Source organism: Acidovorax sp. Root568 (assembly GCF_001427445.1).
GTDB lineage: Bacteria > Pseudomonadota > Gammaproteobacteria > Burkholderiales > Burkholderiaceae_C > Acidovorax > Acidovorax delafieldii.
Genome location: NZ_LMGP01000010.1, coordinates 584,171 through 604,076, shown reverse-complemented (window position 1 = coordinate 604,076; position 19,906 = coordinate 584,171). Strand labels below are relative to the sequence as shown.

Here is a 19,906-nt window from a genome sequence, read left to right as displayed (position 1 = left end):
GCGTTGCATCAAAACGCATGGTGAATCTATGAGAAATTCTTGGCTTTCACGACTTAACTCAATCCCTTGGCTGGCCGCAGCATTGCTGGCACCTTCGCTGGCACTTGCTCAGATGCCGGACGATGCCCCCCCAAAGGTGGACTACCAACTTTCGTACCGATCAGCTCTCGCGGGCTATGAGGTCTACAAGGAGCAATCAGTCCAGCCGTGGAAGGCCGCCAACGACAAGGTGGGTGAAATCGGAGGATGGCGGGCCTATGCCAAGGAAATGCGCCAGTCCGCACCCGCAGCGGGCCAGGACCAACCAGCCCAAGGCCATGACGCACACCACGGGGGCAAACAATGAGCCGACCAGTGCAAATGCCCCGCGCCAAGATCGTGATCGCCGTGGCCGCAGTTGCGGTATTGTCTGGCTGCGCCAGCGTGAATCTGGAGCAAAACCTCTCCAGCGCCAACGCGGCGGCAAACAGTTTCACCGACGGCAAACTCACGTTGGCCCGGGACCGGAATGAGCAAGAGGCCTTGCGCCAACGCGCCTCGGACTTGTTGGCCAAACCGCTCAGTCAACAGGATGCCGTTCAACTCGCTCTGGTCAATAGCCCGTCCCTGCAAGCCATCGTGGCTCAAAACTGGGCAGATTCTTCTACGGCAGCCCAGTCGGGTCGCATTGCCAACCCCATTCTGAGCCTGGAGCGCGTTCGCCTGGGCAGCGAGACGGAGATCGGCCGCATCCTGTCCTTCGGCCTGCTGGACCTGCTGACCTTGCCGACACGCAAAGGCATCGCCGAGCAGCGCATCAAGCAGACCCAGTTGCGCCTGAGCAGCGACGTAGTGGACCAAGTCACGCAGGTACGTCAGGCCTGGGTCCGGGCTGTCGCCGCGCAACAGACACTGGCATACACCCAACAGGTCGTCGCAAGTGCTCAAGCCAGCGCTGAGTTGGCCAAGCGCATGCAGGCAGTGGGCAATTTCAACAAGCTCGATCGTGTGCGCCAGCAAGCGTTCTACGCCGACACTGCGACCCAGCTGGCCAGTGCGCAGCACCAGGTCACGGCAGCCCGTGAGGAGCTGGTGCGGCTGCTAGGCCTGGACGATAGCCAAGCCCAACAGCTCAAGTTGCCTGAACGCCTTCCCACACTTCCCAAGGAGCCGCTGTCTCCATCGGACGCTGGCCGTCAGGCTTCGAAGGGTCGGCTGGATCTGCAGATCGCGAAGGCCGATTACGACGCAGCCGCACGCGCGCAAGGCTGGAACACGATCACGACCTTCACGGACATTGAACTGGGAGTACGGCGCGACTCTGTCTTCGATGCGGCCGAGAACACCCACTCAACGCGACGAGGCTTTGAGATCAGCCTGCAGTTGCCCATTTTTGATTGGGGAGGTATGCGGCGCGACGCCATGAGCGCGCAGACCCTGGCTGCGGCCAACCGCCTGGAAGCTACCGCCCGCGCGGCGGGATCCAACCTGCGCGAAAGCTACTCAGCCTATCGCACGGCATACGACATCGCGCGCCACCACCGCGACGAAGTGATCCCGCTGCGTAAGAGCATCTCTGAAGAAAACCAGCTTCGCTACAACGGGATGCTGATCAGCGTCTTTGAACTACTTGCCGACTCCCGCGACCAGGTGAACTCGGTAATGGCGGCTCTGAACGCTGAACAACAGTTCTGGCTAGCGGACGCGGCCCTCCAGGCCTCCCTCATTGGCAAGCCAACCAGCACTGGCGTCTCGGGCGGTGGCGCAGCCGCTGCCGAAGCTGGCGCAGGCCACTGATCCCCTCAAGGAAACCAAACATGAATTCAAGAAGAGATTTTTTCCGGTTTGCTGGCATTGCCGGTGGGGCCGTGGCGGCAGCGAGTGTGAGCCGGGTGGCGATGGCCGCTCTGCCTGAGCCAGTGTTCCAGACCAGCGCGGACACCATGGCACCTCTGGTACCTAACTCCGGGCGCCCCTACAACCCGGTAGTCACGCTCAACGGCTGGACGCTGCCCTGGCGCATGAACCAGGGGGTCAAGGAGTTCCACCTGGTGGCAGAACCGGTGGTGCGCGAAATGGCCCCTGGCTTCAAGGCCCACCTGTGGGGATACAACGGCCAGAGCCCGGGCCCCACCATCGAGGTGGTGGAAGGCGACCGCGTCCGCATTTTTGTGACCAACAAGCTGCCCGAGCACACCAGCATCCACTGGCACGGGCAACGTTTGCCCAATGGCATGGACGGGGTTGCGGGCTTGAACCAGCCAGCGATCCAGTCCGGAAAAACCTTCGTTTACGAGTTCGTTGCGCGCCGCCCCGGCACCTTCATGTACCACCCTCACGCCGATGAGATGACTCAGATGGCCATGGGCATGATGGGCTTTTGGATCACGCATCCCAAGACCAAACATCCGCTTATCGATGAGGTCAATCGTGACTTTTGTTTCCTTCTAAGCGCCTATGACATTGAACCCGGCGCCGCGACCCCCAAGGTTGCGGAAATGCTGAACTTCAATCTGTGGACATGGAACAGCCGCATCTTTCCTGGCATCGATTCCTTGAACGTCCGGCTCAACGACAAGGTGCGCATTCGCATCGGCAACCTCACCATGACCAACCACCCGATGCATTTGCATGGTCACGAGTTTTTGGTGACGGGCACGGATGGTGGTCCTACACCCAAAAGCACCCGACTCTATGAAGTGACCACCGACGTGGCCGTGGGCCAGATGCGCCAGATCGAGTTCCTGGCGGACGAAGAAGGCGACTGGGCATTCCACTGCCACAAGAGCCACCACACGATGAATGCAATGGGTCACGACATTCCCACCATGATTGGCGTGGACCACCGGGGCGTGGCCAAGAAGATCAACAACCTTATCCCCGACTACATGGTCATGGGCGAACGCGGCATGGCAGACATGACCGAGATGGAGATGCCCATTCCGGACAACACCATCCCAATGATGACGGGGGAAGGCCCCTTTGGGTCGGTTGAGATGGGTGGCATGTTCAGTGTCCTGAAGGTGCGCCGCGACCAGAAGTCTGGTGACTACAAAAACCCGGGTTGGTACAAGAACCCGGAGGGCACGGTGGCCTACGAGTACACCGGACCGATGGCTGAGCCTGCTCGCTTCAAGGCCGAGGGTGGTCAATCGATGCCTCTCGAAAAGAAGCCCAGCTCGGACACCGTCGTCAAGGTCAAAAAGCCGTCCTCGCACAGCGGCCACTGATCGTCTTTGTTCCTCAATCACAACCCAAGGTAAATCATGAAACGCACTTTTTCTCTGATCGCAGCCTCAACCCTAGTGGCTTTGTCTTTCAACAGCTTTGCGGGCGGTACCCACAGCGGCGGTCACGGCCACGGAAGCGAGGACTCAGCCATTGGTCAACCCGGCAAGGCCGCCAAGGTGACCCGCACGATCAACGTGGACATGGCTGACACCATGCGCTTCACACCCGCCGCGATTTCCGTCAAACAGGGAGAAACGGTCAAGTTCGTGATCAAGAACAGTGGCCAGGTCAAACACGAGTTCAGCCTGGGCACCGATGCCGAACTCAAGGAGCACTACGAGACGATGAAGAAGTTCCCGGAGATGGAGCATGACGAACCCAGCAAGGTGTCGTTGGCCCCGGGAAAGCAGGGCGAAATCATCTGGCAGTTCACAAAGGCGGGTGAAGTCAAGTTTGCCTGCCTTTATCCGGGCCACTACGACGCTGGCATGAAGGGCCAGGTCACTGTGGTCAAGAAGTAAGCAGATATTTCTCTCCGCAACTGAGCAAGGATTTCATATGAAAAACGCAAACACTCTTTTGATCGGCGCCATGTTGTCGCTGACCGCTCTCATGCCGCTGTCGGCCACAGCGCAGGCCGCTGGAGACGCAGGCAAGCCAGCCGCCATGGCTGCAGCCTCCATGACCGATGGAGAAGTGCGCAAGATCGACAAGGACGCGGGAAAGATCACCATCAAGCACGGTGATATCAAGCACCTGGAGATGCCAGGGATGACCATGGTGTTTACCGTCAAGGACAAGGCCCTGCTCGACAAAGCGCAGGTCGGTGACAAGATCCGCTTCATGGTGATCAACGAGAGCGGAAAGATGGTCGTCACCGCCATCGAGCCTGCCAAGTAATCCAAGGGCCGCCCTGTAGCGTCCTCACTACGTGGGGGCGCTCTTCAGTTCCGCACGTCGAACCACCAAGGAAAAATCATGAAAACTCTCCTTATTGCCCTCGCCCTGACTGCCGCATCGTCCGCGTTTGCGGCTGGCGACACCCAAGAGGCCACGCCCTATACCAACTCCAAGGCGCAAGCCCATGGAGAGGATCACAAGAAAGCCCGTCCTGCGACCGCTGTGAAGCGGACCAAGGATGGCAGTACAGCGCGAGGCGAAGGCTCTGGCCTTGCTGACACCAGCAAAGCCGAATCTCGCGGTCAAGAAAAGGCCAATGCGCGTGAAGCCATGCCGCACAAGGAAGCCACTCCGGGTTCCACGCCAAAGTAATGCAAACCGGTGGGCCACAAGCGTGGCCTGGCCAAGCGCGGCTAGCCGCAATCGTGGCAAAAACCGATGGAGACTTCACGCCATCGATGTCGAGTTCAGCGCGCTGCATCGCCGCCGGTCATGTTGACCGTAGCCCGTGCCTTCCCCTGCAACGTCGACGAATTGCGGATGGTCGATTTACTACCGGACGAACAGATGTGCGGCACGCTCATGGGCCATTAATTTAGGACCCTCTGCCGCTGTGACACCCGGTCCGAGGAACGCTCGCCGCATCTGTCACGGTTGGTGCCCTCCATCTGACACCTTTGAATGCAGTGCACAATTCAGTAGCTTGCGAACTGATCTTGTCTCATTACCTTCAATAAAATCAGAAGTGATCTCTCGACAGCGGCGCGGTCCCGCTCACCCAGGCAGGCGAGCAACTGCGCTGCGTGGGCATCGAGGGCGGCGTTGCAGTCATTGACTGACTGCAATCCCTCGTCGGTGAGCCTGACTAGACACGTCCGAGAATCGCCGGGATTGGGCTCCTTGACGACCAGGCCACGGGCAGCCAGTGCTTCCACAGAGCGCGAGACCCAGCTCTTTTCACGCCTGACGCGCCTGCCCAGTTCTGTCATCGCAAGCGTTCCGGAGCGCCCCAGTTCGGCGAGCAAATAGCATTGGTCGTTCGCTGTACTGTTGCAATCAGCCACCACACTTTGCGCCCGTGCGAGCAAGCGAGCAACCTCGCGCAGTAGATTTCCCGAATTGACAGTTGTCATATTGGTATGTGTTCGACGAATAGTGCAAAGCTCGGGTTTTTGTAGTATGACCAACTTCCCTACTGCACCCCTGCAGCTGGCAGACCATGGAGTTTGCAATATCACTAATGGGAGTGTGCATGTTCCGCTAGTTTTACGCTCGTCGACTTATGGCCTGGCTCAGTTTGTGTACCCCGAAGCAGGCGCAGGCCATTGCCCACGACCAGTAAGCTGGCCCCCATGTCCGCAAATACCGCCATCCACATGGTCGCGGTGCCAACGACCGCCATCACCAGGAAGACGCTCTTGATGCCCAGGGCCAGGGTGATGTTCTGCCAGAGAACGGCATGGGTGCGTTTGGATAGACGCACTGTTTCGGCGACGCGCTGAAGGTCATCGTTCATGATGACCACATCCGCCGCTTCCATGGCCGTGTCAGTTCCCGCTGCACCCATGGCAAAACCGATGTCGGCCTGCGCAAGCGCCGGCGCATCGTTGATGCCGTCGCCAGTCATGCCGGTAGCGCCATAGCGCTTTTGCATTTCCTTGACGGCATCGAGCTTGGCTTCGGGCAGCAGATCGCCACGGGCATCATCAATGCCGGCCTGCGCCGCGATGGCTTTTGCAGTGGCCGTGTTGTCGCCGGTCAGCATCACCGAAGTCACACCCAGTGCCTTGAGATCGACGATGGCCTGTTTCGATGTCTCACGGATGGTGTCCGCTACCGCGAACAGCGCCAGGACGCGCGAATCGTCCGCCAGGAGGGTGACCGTGCGGCCTTGCTTTTCGTGGATGACCAGCTCCGCCTCCAGCTCCGGACCACACAGTCCTTGCTCATGGATCAAACGGTGATTGCCCAGCATCAAGCGCATACCATTGACCATGCCTTCGACACCGCGCCCAGGCAAGGCCTTGAAGCTTTCTGCTTCTGGGTCCTTTACGTCCAAGCCCTGGACAATCGCCTTTGAAACCGGGTGATCGGAGCGAGCCGCCAGGCTGGCAGCCATTTGCTGGACTGCTACCTCGTTACCGGCACCCCACACCTGCCACTTCACCAGCTTGGGTTTGCCTTCGGTGATGGTGCCGGTCTTGTCCAGCGCCACCGCCTTCAGAAGCCGGGCATCTTCCAAGTAGGTTCCGCCCTTGATCAAGATCCCACGGCGCGCTCCTGCGGCCAATCCGCTGACCACCGTGACCGGCGTGGAAATGACCAGAGCGCATGGGCAGGCGATCACCAGCAGGACCAGGGCCTTGTAGAGCGCCTCCAGCCAGGTAAGGCCCATCAGGAAAGGAGTGAGGACCGCCACCGCCACGGCAATGGCGAAGACTGCGGGGGTGTAGATGGAGGCGAACCGATCCACAAAGCGCTGCGTCGGAGCGCGCGTGCCCTGCGCCTGCTCAACGGCCTGGATGATCCTGGCCAGGGTGGTGTTGCTCGACAGGGCTGTGACCTCGAACTCCAGCTCACCAGTCTCGTTGATCGTGCCGGCGAACACCTGGTCGCCAGGTGCCTTGTCCACGGGGATGCTCTCGCCAGTCACGGGGGCCTGGTTGATGGCGCCATTGCCCTTGGTCACCTTACCGTCCAGCGGCACGCGTTCGCCCGGCTTGATGCGCACGGTCGCTCCGATGGCCACCGAAGCCACCGGTGTAGCGGTCCATGCTCCGTTGGTGCCCAGTACCAAAGCCTCTTCGGGCGCCAGTTCCAGCAAGCCCTTGATAGCGTTTCGGGCCCGGTCCACTGCCTTGGCTTCGATGAGCTCCGCAATCGCGTACAAAGCCATCACCATCGCGGCTTCTGGCCACTGACCAATGAGGAATGCGCCGGTGACGGCCACCGACATCAGCGCATTGATGTTCAGCTTGCCGCGCAGCAGCGCCGCAATGCCTTTTTTGTAGGTGTCGATGCCGGCCAGCCAGATAGCCAGAGCGGCAATCGCCATGCCGGCCACTTTCCAGGCCATATGGTCGGGCGCGAAGAACGAAAGTACCTCAGCGCCTGTGGCGAACACCAGCGCGGCTACCAGCCGGGAGATGCCGCCTGCAAAACCATGTCCATGGTCGTCGCCTTCGGCTGGTTCGCCCGCCTGTCCGCCCTCGGAGCCATTGGCGCCTGGAACTGGCTGCGGATCGAAGCCCGCTTTGCGCATGGCGTCGAGTGCCAACGGGTAGGTGCCTTCGTTGGCATCGATCTTGAGCGTCCGCGCGCCGAGCTGAAAGCCCAGAGAGCGGATCCCATCCAGAGGCTCCAGCGCTCGGCGAATCTCCGCCTCCTCGGCGCTGCAGTCCATGGTCGCAATGCGAAACACCCGGCCTAGGCTACCCTGGGTGTTTGCCGCAGTGACCACGGGCTGTGGATCGAAACCCGCCTTGCGGATGGCATCGAGCGCAAGGGGCAAGGCGCGATCCTCCGCATCGATCTTCAGCGTGCGCGCGCCGAGCTGGAAACCCAACGAGCGGATTCCCTCAAGCGGTTCCAGAGCCCGCCGGATCTCCGACTCTTCGGCACTGCAGTCCATGGTGGCGATTCGGAACAGCTTGCCCTGGCCCGGGCTGCTTGTGGCTGCAGGGACCACTGCTGCGGTACTGGAACAGCCCGAGGAGCAGCAGGTGTCAACAGTGGTGGGAGGTGTGCTTGTTTCTGATTTCATAGCCCAATTGGAAACCTTCAAGTAGCTTTAAAGTCAAGCAGCAAAAAAGAATATGGCTGCTTTGTCCTGGGTAAATCGGATTTCTTAACGGTCCGTACTCAGTCGCAGGGGCACAGGATCGACCCCACCCCGTCGAAAAACAACATCAATTCGGGGGGATTTCGATTCCCACATTCGTTACCCCGTTTTCTGACGATGCAAAGGGCTTTCCCTGGTGCATGCGTGCAATAGCTCCTACTATGGCCAACCCAAGGCCATGGTTACTCTGCCCATGACTACGAGCCGGATCTGCACGGAAGAATCGGTCAAACAGCTGCGGGAGTCGCTCGGGATCGATAGTGCTGCCGTAGTTGGTGACACTGATCAACACACGGCCCTCATCGATAGTTCTGAGGTTGACTTGGACGATTGAGCCAGGGTTCGCGTATCGGGTGGCGTTGCCGAGCAAGTTCGACAGGGCCCGGCGCAACAACGGCACGTCGAAAGCGCCATGCGCATCGCCGACCACCTTAGCGGTGAGACCAGCCTCGGCCAGTGCCGCTTCGTGGTAATCCAGTACGTCAACAGCCACTGATGCAAGAGTCGCAACGGGGGCCCGACGTGCTCCCACACCCCGATCCGCCTGGGACAGGAACAGCATGTCATTGACGATGCCGGTCAGGCGGTGCAACTCCTCCAAGTTGGACGCCAGCACCTCGCGCATATCCGCCTGCTCAGGGCGCAGCAAAGCCAATTCATTGTTTGCAATGAGCGTGGCCAAAGGCGTGCACAACTCATGCGCCACGTCCGCATTGAAGCCCTCCATTTGTAAATACGCCTTCTCAATGCGCGCTAGAAGCGCGTTGAACTGGTCGATCAGAGGCACGAGCTCAAGGGGCTGCTCGGCGCTGTCGAGACGTTGATGCAGATTGTCAGCCGACACTGCGCGCGTCTGACCGGCCAGTCTTCGGACGGGTGCCAGGCCCAAGTTGACCAGGGAGAATCCGCCCAGCGATACAACGATGGCCCCACCGATGGCCGCGACCAGCAAGGTAAGAGCAAGTCGGTGCAACAACTGGTTGTCGGTTCGGATGTCCAGCGACAGCTGAACGCGCAAGTTCCTTGAGGGAGTCTGGTCCGCAGCCTGTGCTACTTCGAACTGCCGTTGGCGCCATACCGCCTTGGCACTCTGGTTGCGGGCGTGGGCGTAGATAACCATCCCGTCCGCCTGCGCGACTTCGAGCGACAGATCTCCGTGCCCAACAAGGAAGTCATCGAGTTTGTGCGCAAGGTCTTCCGAATCCCCATGCTCCTTGCCATCCTGCAGCAAGTGCCGAATGACGGTTTCTTTTTGTGCCAGCGTTTCCTCTTGCCGATCACGAAAATTGAACTCGGTCACCAGATACACCATCAGACAGACCACCCCGAGTCCGGCAAAGCTCTGCAGCGCAAGCCACCACGACAGCCGCTGGCGCAATGAGCGATGTTGGGCCAACGCCTTCATCCGTTGCGGTCCTCCATGACATATCCCATGCCGCGAATAGTATGGAGCAGCGTAGTGTCAAACGGCACATCGATCTTGGTACGGAGGCGCCGGATCGCGACCTCCACCACGCTGGTATCGCTGTCGAAGTTCATGTCCCACACCTGTTCAGCGATCTCAGTGCGAGAAAGCACTTCGCCTTTTCTTCTCAGAAACAGAGTCAGGAGCAGAAATTCCTTGGCAGTCAACTCCAAGCGCTGACCACGCCGGGACGCTTTGCGCCGTACAAGGTCTAATTCCAGGTCCGCCAAACGCAGTTGCGTGGGCTCTGCGGCATCCCTCGCACCATGGGTCCGCCGTAGCAGCACCTGGATGCGGGCGCTCAGTTCGGAAAACGCAAAGGGCTTGACCAGATAGTCGTCTGCACCCGTCTTGAGTCCCAATACCCGATCCTCGACGCTGATCCTTGCTGTCAACATCAAGACCGGAGTCTGCTTGGTCTTGCGAAAGGCCGTTAGAAGGCTGAAGCCGTCGATCCCTGGGAGCATCGCGTCCAAGACCAGCAGATCGTGCACGCCTTCCAGAGCCATGTGAAGGCCATCCACCCCGTTGTGTGCAACGTCCACCACGTAGCCGGCCTCTCCCAGGCCCTTGCGCAGATACTCGGCCAGCTTAACTTCGTCTTCGATGAGCAAAATTTTCATGCCGCCATTCTCGAAGAATCCGGCCTGTTCGTAGTTTACGAATTTGTTATCTGGCTGTTGGCGCCTTGTCGCACTCGGTTTTTTAAAGTATCCCCGTGTCGAAAGGCATAGTCCCGGCAGATCGCCGAGGGCTGATTTAAATCAAGGGACAACACCATGACCGTTCGCAAACCCCTCACGCTCACTTTGATTGCCTTCGCTATCGCGGCTCCAGGATTGGCGTCTGCCTCGTCGCTGTACCATCCCGCCGACGGCGAAGTGGGCATGACCACCCATCCCGACCACATGCAGAGCACAATGTCCCGTGGCGATGTGCTTCAGGCTGTTCAAGTAGCGCGCCGGGATGGCACGCTGGCGACCCTTTCACGCGGGGGGGCGTTGCCCGTCAAAGCAACGGGCGCAACGAAGACCCGTGAGCAAGTTCAACAGGAATTTCTCAACATGTCGGCAGCTGAAAAGAAGGCTCTTCAGGACCTGAACGGCGGCGCTCGCTGATTTCTAAACCCAGCGCTCCTCAGCGGCCATCCACGCCCAGCGCGCACTTCATGACGCATGCTAGACTTCAAAAATGCGCCGCTTGATCGCCGTTCTTATGCTTGCATTGCTCCCGTTCCAGTCCAGCTGGTCTGCGGTGGCTGCTTATTGCATGCATGAGAGCTCAACGGCGCAGTCGCAGCATTTGGGGCATCACGAACACAAGCATGAAGCCAAAGGCGGGAATGGTCAGGCCGAAAAGTCCAGCCAAGGTGCAGGTGCATTTGATGTTGACTGTTCAGTTTGCCATGGCGCGGGTATCGGGGCCTTGAGCTGGTCAGATGCAAAGCCAGCCTTTTCCCATGACAGCCGTGTGGAGTGTTCCCCAGGCCAGCGCCTGCTGGCTGTAACGCCCACGCCCCCTGACCGCCCTCAGTGGTCCGTCCTCGCCTGATCGGCGGGGGCATCTCACTTTTCTTTTTCAGTCTTGTCCGCCATCGCGGCGGAAGCAGTTGCGTGTGTTGCAGCTGAAGTGACTGACGAGTTGCCAGGCAGCTGCACGGTTGCCAGCCCGCCGATTCCCTCGTGTTTTGAAATCACTGGAGAATCGGATGTTCAAGGGTACTTACCTTCAAGAGATGCCGCACGCATGGCGCGGCGGTAGAAAGATCAAGCTCACGGCAGGCGCCGCAGCTATATGGCTGAGCGCCTCGGGCGGTGCCTTTTCCCTGGGCCTGCCACCAGGGCCAGCCGTTGGCGAACGAGCACCTCAGTCTGCTGCAGCGGCCGCAGCTGAGCCTTTGTCGCTGGCCAAGGCCATCGAACTGGCCCTGGAGGGAAATCCGGAGGTGGCTGCGGCAAAGCGCCAATGGGAGGCAACCGAAGGACAGGTTCTTCAAGGACGCTCGCGCCCCAATCCAGAGCTCGCGTACTCGCTGGAAGACACACGCTCCAAAACACGTACGCAAAGCTGGCAACTCAATCTTCCCGTAGAACTGGGTGGAAAGCGTGCGGCACGCACTAAGGCGGCCGAAAAAACGCGCGAGCAAGCACAAGCCCAACTCGCCGAGCTGCAAGCCACCGTGCGGGCCAATGTCGCTGCCGCTTACTTTGATGTTCTGACTGCGCAGGAACGATTGGTACTGGCCAGAGACAGCGCAGCGCTGGCCAAATCCTCAACGGATACCGTCTCAAAGCGTGTAGCCGCTGGCAAAGTATCCCCTGTGGAAGAGTCCAAGGCCCGAGTTGCAGAAGCCGGCGTTCGCGTCGAACTCGCCCAGGCCGCGAGCGAACAACGCAATGCTCTGTCCCGCCTGTTCGCGCTGTTGGGACGGATAGATGCGCCTTACACCGTGCTGGAGGGCAAGGCCGAGAACCTGCCCTCGGTCCCGAGCCTCGCCGATCTCCAGCCCCTGATTTCTTCTGCGCCAGGCGTGGTACTTGCGCGAATCGAGGTGGATCGGCGCAAGGCATTGACCGCCCTGGAGCAAAGCAAGCGCGTGCCCGATGTCACCGTCAGCGTCGGCATGCAGCGCAGCAACGAAACGCAGCGCAACGTCCTTCTTTTCGGGGTCTCTGTGCCTCTTCCCGTCTTCGACCGCAACCAAGGCAACCTCCTGGAGGCGCTGAAACTTGAAGACAAGGCCCGCGATGAGCTGCAAGCGGCCACCGTGCGCCTGCACAGCGAAGTGGCGCAGGCACGAGAGCGCCTTTCCACGATCACCGCAGAGGTTCAGTCACTGCAGCAGGACGTTCTGCCCGGTGCGAAGTCGGCCTATGACGCCGCCACCATTGGTTTCGAGAACGGCAAGTTCAATTTCCTGGAAGTGCTCGATGCCCAACGCACCTACTTCACCGCCAAATCCCAGTACCTCAAAGCCCTTGGCGAAGCACACCGTGCAGCGGCTGATATCGACCGCCTGCTCGGGGCCAGCATGGTTCCCGGCCTGATCGCAACGCAACACTGAGCATGACCATGAACATGAACTCCAGCAAATCCACCATCAGTAAAAAACACCTGATCGCCATTGCAGTAGTCCTAGCACTAGGGGTCGGCGCGGGAACCTTCATCTTGCAAGGTGGCGGCAAGCCCAAAGCTGCGACCGCCGAGGGCGATGGCCACGGGCACGGCGGCCATACCGAGGCCAAGGGACACGGCGACGGTGAACACCATGGCAAGGGTGGCGAAAAGGGCCACGACGATGACAAGGGGCATGCCGATGGTGAACACCATGAAAAGAGCGAAGCCAAGGGACCACATGGCGGTACCGTGTTCAAGGAAGGCGACTTCAGCTTGGAAGCATTGTTGTCTGAAGACGGTGGCGAGCCTCGACTGCGAATCTGGCTGTCCGACAAAGATAAACCGCTGCCCCTGAATGCTGCAACGGTCACGGCAACTGTGAGCCGCCCGACAGATGAAAAGCAGAAACTGACGTTTGCCGCTGAAAAAGACAGTCTTGTCAGCCGAGAGATCGTTGCTGAACCCCATTCGTTCGACATCGAGATCATTGCGCAGACTGCCACAGAGCCTTTCATGTTCGTGATGAGCAAGGAAGAAGGAAAGATCGAACTGACCGATGCCCAGATAAAGGCTGCATCCATCAGCCTGGACGCTGCGGTGAAAGCCAACATCAAGACGGCGTTGCTCCTTCCCGGAGAGATACGCTTGAACGAAGATCGCACGTCTCACGTTGTTCCCCGGCTTGCGGGAGTCGTGGAAAGCGTCAATGCCAGCTTGGGTCAAGTGGTCAAGAAAGGGCAAGTCTTGGCGGTGATCGCGAGCCCGACTGCTTCCGAGCAACGCAGCGAGCTGCAGACGGCCCAAAAGCGCTTAACGCTGGCAAAGACCACCTACGAGCGAGAAAAAAAGCTGTGGGAGCAGAAGGTGTCTGCCGAGCAGGACTACCTGCAGGCCAAGCAGGCCTTGAGCGAAGCAGAAGTTGCTGTCGCCAACGCCCATCAGAAGCTGAGCGCCATGGGGTTGTCCGCCTCGTCAGTGTCTGGACTCAATCGCATAGAGCTGCGTACGCCCTTTGACGGCATAGTCATCGAGAAGCACCTGAGTCTCGGCGAAGCCGTGAAGGAAGATGCTGCGGTTTTCACCATCTCGGACCTTTCTCAGGTATGGGCTGAGATCAACGTTCCGGCGAAGGATCTGCCATCGGTGCGCGTGGGCGAAAAGGTCACGATCAAGGCCACAGCCTTTGACGCCTCGGCCACAGGCACTGTCGCTTTTGTAGGAGCGCTCATTGGCGAGCAAACCCGCACGGCAAAAGCCCGCGTGGTTCTTGACAACCCCAAGGGCGCTTGGCGCCCCGGCCTGTTTGTCAATGTTGAGGTGGTGTCCGAAGAAACGGCAGCGCCTGTAACCATCTCGGCCGACGCCGTCCAAAACGTCGGGGAAAAGCCGGTGGTCTTCCTCAAGGTTGATGGAGGCTTTATCGCCCAGCCTGTGAAGCTGGGCCGAAGCGATGGCAGGCGGGTCGAAGTCCTCTCGGGTCTCAAAGCCGGTATGCCCTACGCCTCGACCGGCAGCTTCGTCGTGAAGTCTGAACTCGGCAAGGGATCTGCCGAACACACGCACTGATCGCGGAGCGCATACATGTTTGAAAAACTCATTCGATTCTCGATCGAACAGCGATGGTTGGTGCTTCTAGCGGCCCTGGGCATGGCGGCACTTGGTGTCTTCAGCTACCAAAAGCTGCCTATTGATGCGGTCCCTGACATCACGAACGTCCAGGTTCAGATCAACACCCAGGCCGCAGGCTACTCGCCTTTGGAGACTGAGCAACGGGTTACATACCCCATCGAGACGGTCATGGCTGGCCTGCCAAACCTGGAGCAGACCAGGTCGCTTTCGCGGTACGGTCTGTCGCAGGTGACCGTCATTTTTAAAGACGGAACCGACATCTATTTTGCTCGCCAGCTCGTCAACGAGCGCATCCAGGAGGCGCGCGACAAGCTGCCTGCCGGCATCACGCCAGCGCTGGGGCCCATCTCGACCGGCCTGGGCGAAATCTATCTCTGGACTGTCGAAACCAAGGACGGGGCGAAGAAGCCCGACGGCTCGCCCTATACCGCGACAGACCTGCGCGAGATTCAGGACTGGATCATCAAGCCACAGCTGCGAAATGTTCCTGGCGTGACCGAGATCAATTCCATTGGCGGCTTTGCCAAGGAATACCAGATCGCGCCCATCCCTGAACGCCTGGCTTCTCTCGGCGTGACACTGCAGGATGTGGTCACTGCGCTGGACCGCAACAACGGCAATGTGGGCGCGGGCTATATCGAAAAGCGTGGCGAGCAGTATCTGATTCGTGCACCTGGTCAGGTGAAGTCGCTGGAAGACATCGGTAACGTGATCCTCAGCAGCGCCAACGGTGTTCCTGTGCGCGTTCGCGACGTGGCAGAAGTTGGCATTGGCCGGGAACTGCGCACCGGTGCAGCAACCGATAACGGGCGCGAAGTGGTCCTCGGCACGGTGTTCATGCTGATCGGCGAGAACAGCCGGACTGTCTCGCAGGCGGTGGACAAGAAGATGTTGGAAGTCAACAAGAGCCTCCCAGAGGGGGTGCACGCGGTGACTGTCTACGACCGTACCGTGCTTGTTGACAAAGCCATCAGTACGGTGAAGAAGAACCTGCTGGAAGGCGCGGTTCTGGTGATCGTGATCCTGTTCCTCTTTCTGGGCAACATCCGTGCCGCCATCATCACGGCAATGGTCATCCCCTTGTCGATGCTTTTTACCTTCACGGGTATGGTTCAGTACAAGGTGAGCGCCAACCTGATGAGCCTGGGAGCGTTGGACTTCGGCATCATCATCGACGGAGCGGTGGTGATCGTTGAGAACTGCGTACGGAGACTTGCCCATGCACAAGCGCACCACGGTCGGCCACTGACGCGGGCTGAGCGCTTCCATGAGGTGTTTTTGGCATCCCAGGAGTCAAGGCGTCCATTGCTGTTCGGACAGCTCATCATCATGGTGGTGTACCTGCCCATCTTCGCGCTGACAGGCGTTGAAGGGAAGATGTTCCACCCCATGGCATTCACGGTGGTCGCGGCACTGCTGGGCGCCATGGTTCTGTCGGTGACATTCATCCCCGCAGCGGTGGCCCTGTTCATCGGCAATCGGGTCAGCGAGAAGGAAAACTTCCTGCTGGGCCATGCCAAGCGCTTGTATGGTCCACTGCTCGACCGTGTCATGGCCGCCAAGGCGGTCGTACTGACCGCAGCTGCAGTTGCGGTGATCTTGTGCGGGTTGATCGCCACGCGTATGGGCAGCGAGTTTGTACCCAATCTCAATGAAGGCGACTTTGCGATCCAGGCGCTGCGCATCCCAGGCACCAGCCTTTCCCAGTCAGTCCAAATGCAGCAGCAAATTGAAAGGACCTTGAAAGAGAAATTCCCCGAGATCGAGCGCATCTTCGCCAGAACCGGTACTGCGGAGATTGCCTCGGACCCCATGCCGCCGAACATTTCGGACGGGTACATCATGCTCAAGCCAATGGCCGAATGGCCCGAACCTCGAAAAACCCGCGACGAATTACTCGCGGCGATTCAGGAAGTCATCGGGAAAATCCCGGGCAACAACTATGAGTTCTCCCAGCCCATTCAGCTGCGCTTTAACGAGCTGATCTCCGGGGTGCGCAGTGACGTAGCCGTGAAGATCTTCGGTGACGACATGGATGTCCTGAACAAGTCCGCAGAAGAAGTCTCCGCAATGCTGCAGAAGATTCAGGGCTCCTCTGAGGTGAAGGTTGAGCAGACGACGGGGCTTCCGATGCTCACCGTGAATATCGACCGCCAGAAGGCTGCTCGCTATGGTCTGAACGTTGCCGACATTCAAGACACCGTGGCCACCGCTATCGGTGGACGCGAGGCCGGCACTATGTTCGAGGGCGACCGCAGATTCGACATCCTGGTTCGTCTGCCTGAATCCCTGCGCAACGATCTCGAAGGGATGAAGCGCCTTCCTATCCCGCTGCCGCGTTCTGCCAATGGGACAGAGGCCAAAACGAACTTCATCCCGCTGGGCGAGGTAGCAACATTCGAGCTTGCTCCTGGCCCCAACCAGGTGAGCCGAGAAAACGGCAAGCGCCGCATCGTCGTGAGCACCAACGTGCGCGGGCGCGATGTGGGCTCGTTCGTCGCAGAGGCTGAGCAAGGCCTGGCCCAGATCAAGATTCCTACTGGCTATTGGACGAGTTGGGGCGGAACCTTCGAGAACCTGCAGTCGGCCACGCAGCGCCTGCAGATCGTCGTGCCGGTGTCCCTGCTGCTGGTTTTCGTGCTGCTGTTCGCTATGTTCGGCAACGTCAAGGATGGTCTGCTGGTCTTCACTGGCATCCCATTCGCTTTGACGGGGGGCATCCTGGCGCTTTGGCTTCGGGACATTCCGATGTCTATCTCTGCGGCTGTCGGCTTCATCGCACTTTCTGGGGTGGCCGTGCTCAATGGTCTGGTGATGATTTCGTACATCCGCAGCTTGAGGGAAGGCGGCGTTGGTCTTGACGAAGCAATCCGTGACGGCGCGCTCACCCGGCTACGGCCGGTTCTGATGACTGCCCTGGTGGCCTCGCTGGGCTTCATTCCCATGGCCATTGCGACAGGCACTGGCGCTGAAGTCCAGCGTCCCCTGGCCACCGTGGTGATCGGCGGAATTCTCTCGTCCACGCTGCTCACGCTTCTCGTGCTGCCGATTCTTTACCGTCTGGCCCACCGGCCCGACGAGGAAGATGAGGACGTGTCTGCTGAGCCCTCGCATCCCCCGGACGTGTCCGCGTCCGCGTAGTTGAAACGGTCCCGCTCGCTGATCGCGGGACCTTCCCTTTTCTCCAACCCCAAAGGAAATGTCATGAAACTCTCCCAACTCATTCTCGCAGTGGCGGTGTCGGCCTGCGGCACGGCGTTCGCTGCTGACAACCATGGTCACGACATCAAACCGATGCACGGTGGTGCTGTCGCCGAAGCCAAGGAGGTCGAGTACGAACTCGTCGCCAGCGCCGACAAGCTGCAGCTCTATATGCGCGACCATGGAAAGCCAGTTGCCGTGGCGGGAATGACCGCCAAAGTCACGCTGCTGGCAGGCAGCGAGAAACAGGATGTCCAGCTCCAAGCCGGTGACGGCAAGCTGGAAGCCGCGGGCAGCTTCAAGGTTCCCGCAGGTACCAAAGCCGTCGTCGCCGTCTCGAAGGCCGGCAAGTCGGTTGCCTCCGTCCGCTTCACGCTGAAGTAGTACACGAAGGCCGGCTGGGGGGATTGCCTTCGCAACGCCTCCAGAAGTGATCCCACTTTCCGCAGTCCGTTCACGTCAAAGCAGCTGACTACATATCGGCGAGTTCGGACCGCCCATCGGCAACATGCCTGTGCTGGAGGCCAAAAAGGAGCGATCCATGTCAATGCAGGCGGCGCAGGTCGTGCTCTTTGCCAAGCTGTTCTGGATTTGGATCGGCTTGTTGACCTCCGTGTTTGTGTTTTGGAGGCTGCGGCGTATCTGGCTCAAACGCCACCCGCCAATGGCGGTGAGAGTCAAGTACAGCCGACGCTTGGCCAAGAGACTGAGGGATCGACAGGCAATGCGTTTCAAACACCGAAAAACACCGAAATCGCGGCACCGCCATATGCAATCCAAGGCGGCAGACCGTGGGTGACGGTACCGGAGTCGCTGATGAAGCTTCAGGCAATACGCAACAACCTCCACAGCAAAAGAACAGATCCATGACAAAAATACCTGCATATTCAGGCACCCGCCGCCTCTGCGTGATCCTGACCTCTGTGCTGGCAGCTAGCCTGCTGGCGGGTTGTGCTACCTCTACTGGGGCCGATACCTCCGCCGAAGCGCCATACTGCTACAAGACCAGTAAGGGCAGAGTAGTCGCGTGCACTCGGGTGCCCGCCCCCAGCCTGAATGCCGACGCTCAGGCGAAGCGCTTTACTCCCGATCCGAATGCGCTCACCGTCTACGTCGTACGGCGCAACTGGGGAGATGGCGGGCGCTTTGTGAAGATCAGCGCGGATAACGCAATGGCCGCCGAGACTCTCCCCAACACGATGGTGCGTTTCAAGTTGAAGCCAGGAACGCATACGTTCTCCTTGGATTTCGAAGGAGAGCGTCAAGTCGCAACCGTGGATGGCAAAGCTGGTGACCTACGATTTCTTCGGATCGATGGAACGGTTTGGGCATGGAAGAGCACGTTTGTATGGGCGACTGACGGCGAGGATGCTATTCGGGAAAGGGCTTACAAGGCTCGCCTGGTCGCCGACCTGACGGTCAAGTGACCTCGGGGGAGCAGACAAAAAAATCCCTGGGGTTCAGTGAACGTGTTGATGGTGCACGTCAGGAGCATGGGGATGGGCGTGGGTCATAGGTTCATGGGTGTGCTTGTGACTGTGGCTGCCCTTTGGCATCACAAAGTGCACATGTGAATGGTGCCCATCGTCGTGCCGGTGGGCATGCTCATGCTCAAGCACTTCGTGTGTGTGCTCGTGACCATGGCTTTCCGCCAAGTGCATTACCACTCCCGCCAGCATCAATACCCCGCCCAGCAGCATCAACCATCCCGCAGAGCGGTCCCCGAAGCCGAAGGCCATGGCAGCGCCAATGAAGGGCGCAAAAGCGAACACCGAGCCCGTCCGCGCCGCGCCAAACGCCCTCTGGGCAAGAAGGTAAAAGCGCAGGCTCAGGCCGTAGCCCGTGGCGCCAACGGTGAGAAGCCCGAGTGCGGCATACACCGACGGCAAGGGCTCACCCGTAAAAACAGCCAATGCTGCAGTCGCGGCGGCTCCCAAGGTAGCCTTGGCCATCACCACCTGGCTTGGGTCGCGCTCAGCCAGCCCACGGGACAAGGTGTTGTCCACCCCCCAGGCGACGGTGGCCAGCAGCACGGCAAGCAACCCCATCAGCTGAACTCCTCCCTGTAGGCCCTGGTCCAGAACGAGCGCCATTCCTCCTGCGAGCAGCAACAGCATGGCGGCCCACACGCGGCGGTCCATGGTTTCGCTGTACAGCCTCCATGCCAGCGTCGCGGTAAACAGCGCCTCCAACGTGAGCATGAGCGACGCACTGGCCCCGCTCGTGTGTTGCAGGCCCCAGGCCAGGGCCACCGGCCCCAGCGCCGCGCCAAAGCCAGCCATCGCCAGCAGGCGCGGAATGTCGGACCGTTGCACCCGCGCTTCGCGCGCAGAGGCCTGCAGCGACAGGGCCCCGATCAGGGCCGCCCCTGCGTACAACAGCGCCGCCGTCGTGAAGGCGCCCAATCCAGCGCCTAACTTTTGGACCAAAGGCGTGCTGATGCCGAACAGGGCTGCTGCCAGCAGTGCAAACAGGCCGCCGCGCAGGGCTGGAAGGTGCAAAGAGTCGATCATGGTGCGAGTGATTTCACCATGAAGTACATG

General features: G+C 59.8%; 18 protein-coding genes. 13 read left to right on the top strand and 5 right to left on the bottom strand.

Features of this window, described 5'->3' with window-relative positions; all coding sequences use genetic code 11:
- Positions 1 to 136: 136 nt before the first annotated feature.
- The 6 genes from ASD75_RS09335 (at position 137) to ASD75_RS09310 (ending at position 4,482) form a co-directional block, all read left to right on the top strand.
- Positions 137 to 346, top strand: coding sequence for a hypothetical protein (locus ASD75_RS09335; RefSeq protein WP_233559558.1), 210 nt, complete (start codon positions 137 to 139; stop codon positions 344 to 346).
- Positions 347 to 360: 14 nt separating this feature from the next.
- Positions 361 to 1,776 (top strand): TolC family protein, encoded by a 1,416-nt coding sequence (locus tag ASD75_RS09330; RefSeq protein ID WP_369817472.1) that lies wholly within the window; start codon positions 361 to 363, stop codon positions 1,774 to 1,776.
- Positions 1,777 to 1,796: 20 nt separating this feature from the next.
- On the top strand, positions 1,797 to 3,209 hold the full coding sequence (locus ASD75_RS09325) for a multicopper oxidase family protein (RefSeq protein WP_056745001.1): 1,413 nt from the start codon (positions 1,797 to 1,799) through the stop codon (positions 3,207 to 3,209).
- Positions 3,210 to 3,245: 36 nt separating this feature from the next.
- Positions 3,246 to 3,731 carry a plastocyanin/azurin family copper-binding protein gene (locus ASD75_RS09320; protein WP_056744999.1) on the top strand — a complete coding sequence of 162 codons (486 nt, stop codon included), beginning with the start codon at positions 3,246 to 3,248 and terminating at the stop codon, positions 3,729 to 3,731.
- A gap of 37 nt (positions 3,732 to 3,768) precedes the next feature.
- Complete coding sequence (locus tag ASD75_RS09315) at positions 3,769 to 4,110, top strand: copper-binding protein (RefSeq protein WP_056744997.1); 342 nt, start codon at positions 3,769 to 3,771, stop codon at positions 4,108 to 4,110.
- Between the two features lie 78 nt (positions 4,111 to 4,188).
- Complete coding sequence (locus ASD75_RS09310) at positions 4,189 to 4,482, top strand: hypothetical protein (protein ID WP_056744995.1); 294 nt, start codon at positions 4,189 to 4,191, stop codon at positions 4,480 to 4,482.
- Between the two features lie 323 nt (positions 4,483 to 4,805).
- On the opposite strand, the gene ASD75_RS09305 is transcribed toward ASD75_RS09310, so the two are convergent.
- The 4 genes from ASD75_RS09305 to ASD75_RS09290 form a co-directional block, all read right to left on the bottom strand.
- Entirely contained in the window at positions 4,806 to 5,243 is a 438-nt protein-coding gene (locus ASD75_RS09305) for a MarR family winged helix-turn-helix transcriptional regulator (protein WP_056744993.1), read from the bottom strand.
- Positions 5,244 to 5,347: 104 nt separating this feature from the next.
- Positions 5,348 to 7,798, bottom strand: a complete 2,451-nt coding sequence (locus ASD75_RS09300) for a heavy metal translocating P-type ATPase (RefSeq protein ID WP_255356269.1) — start codon at positions 7,796 to 7,798, stop codon at positions 5,348 to 5,350.
- Positions 7,799 to 8,018: 220 nt separating this feature from the next.
- The gene (locus ASD75_RS09295; RefSeq protein WP_082564957.1) at positions 8,019 to 9,356 is read right to left on the bottom strand and encodes a heavy metal sensor histidine kinase; all 1,338 of its coding nucleotides are present in this window, start codon (positions 9,354 to 9,356) and stop codon (positions 8,019 to 8,021) included.
- Complete coding sequence (locus tag ASD75_RS09290) at positions 9,353 to 10,039, bottom strand: heavy metal response regulator transcription factor (RefSeq protein ID WP_056744989.1); 687 nt, start codon at positions 10,037 to 10,039, stop codon at positions 9,353 to 9,355. The genes ASD75_RS09295 and ASD75_RS09290 overlap by 4 nt, the downstream gene beginning before the upstream one ends.
- A gap of 156 nt (positions 10,040 to 10,195) precedes the next feature.
- Between ASD75_RS09290 and ASD75_RS09285 the strand changes: the two genes are divergently transcribed.
- From ASD75_RS09285 to ASD75_RS09255, 7 genes are all read left to right on the top strand, one after another.
- Positions 10,196 to 10,534: a hypothetical protein gene (locus ASD75_RS09285; RefSeq protein ID WP_056744987.1), complete on the top strand. Its 339-nt coding sequence runs from the start codon at positions 10,196 to 10,198 to the stop codon at positions 10,532 to 10,534.
- Positions 10,535 to 10,607: 73 nt separating this feature from the next.
- Positions 10,608 to 10,967 (top strand): cation efflux protein, CzcI family, encoded by a 360-nt coding sequence (czcI, locus tag ASD75_RS24285; RefSeq protein WP_082564956.1) that lies wholly within the window; start codon positions 10,608 to 10,610, stop codon positions 10,965 to 10,967.
- A 157-nt stretch (positions 10,968 to 11,124) separates the two neighbouring features.
- Positions 11,125 to 12,480, top strand: a complete 1,356-nt coding sequence (locus tag ASD75_RS09280) for a TolC family protein (protein WP_056744985.1) — start codon at positions 11,125 to 11,127, stop codon at positions 12,478 to 12,480.
- A 2-nt stretch (positions 12,481 to 12,482) separates the two neighbouring features.
- Positions 12,483 to 14,099 (top strand): efflux RND transporter periplasmic adaptor subunit, encoded by a 1,617-nt coding sequence (locus ASD75_RS09275; RefSeq protein WP_082564955.1) that lies wholly within the window; start codon positions 12,483 to 12,485, stop codon positions 14,097 to 14,099.
- A gap of 15 nt (positions 14,100 to 14,114) precedes the next feature.
- Positions 14,115 to 17,303 carry a CusA/CzcA family heavy metal efflux RND transporter gene (locus ASD75_RS09270; protein WP_056744983.1) on the top strand — a complete coding sequence of 1,063 codons (3,189 nt, stop codon included), beginning with the start codon at positions 14,115 to 14,117 and terminating at the stop codon, positions 17,301 to 17,303.
- A 63-nt stretch (positions 17,304 to 17,366) separates the two neighbouring features.
- Complete coding sequence (locus ASD75_RS09265) at positions 17,367 to 17,747, top strand: hypothetical protein (RefSeq protein ID WP_056744980.1); 381 nt, start codon at positions 17,367 to 17,369, stop codon at positions 17,745 to 17,747.
- 482 nt (positions 17,748 to 18,229) lie between these two features.
- Positions 18,230 to 18,790 (top strand): hypothetical protein, encoded by a 561-nt coding sequence (locus tag ASD75_RS09255; protein ID WP_056744978.1) that lies wholly within the window; start codon positions 18,230 to 18,232, stop codon positions 18,788 to 18,790.
- A gap of 33 nt (positions 18,791 to 18,823) precedes the next feature.
- On the opposite strand, the gene ASD75_RS09250 is transcribed toward ASD75_RS09255, so the two are convergent.
- Entirely contained in the window at positions 18,824 to 19,876 is a 1,053-nt protein-coding gene (locus tag ASD75_RS09250; protein ID WP_156400985.1) for a DMT family transporter, read from the bottom strand.
- Positions 19,877 to 19,906 lie beyond the last annotated feature (30 nt).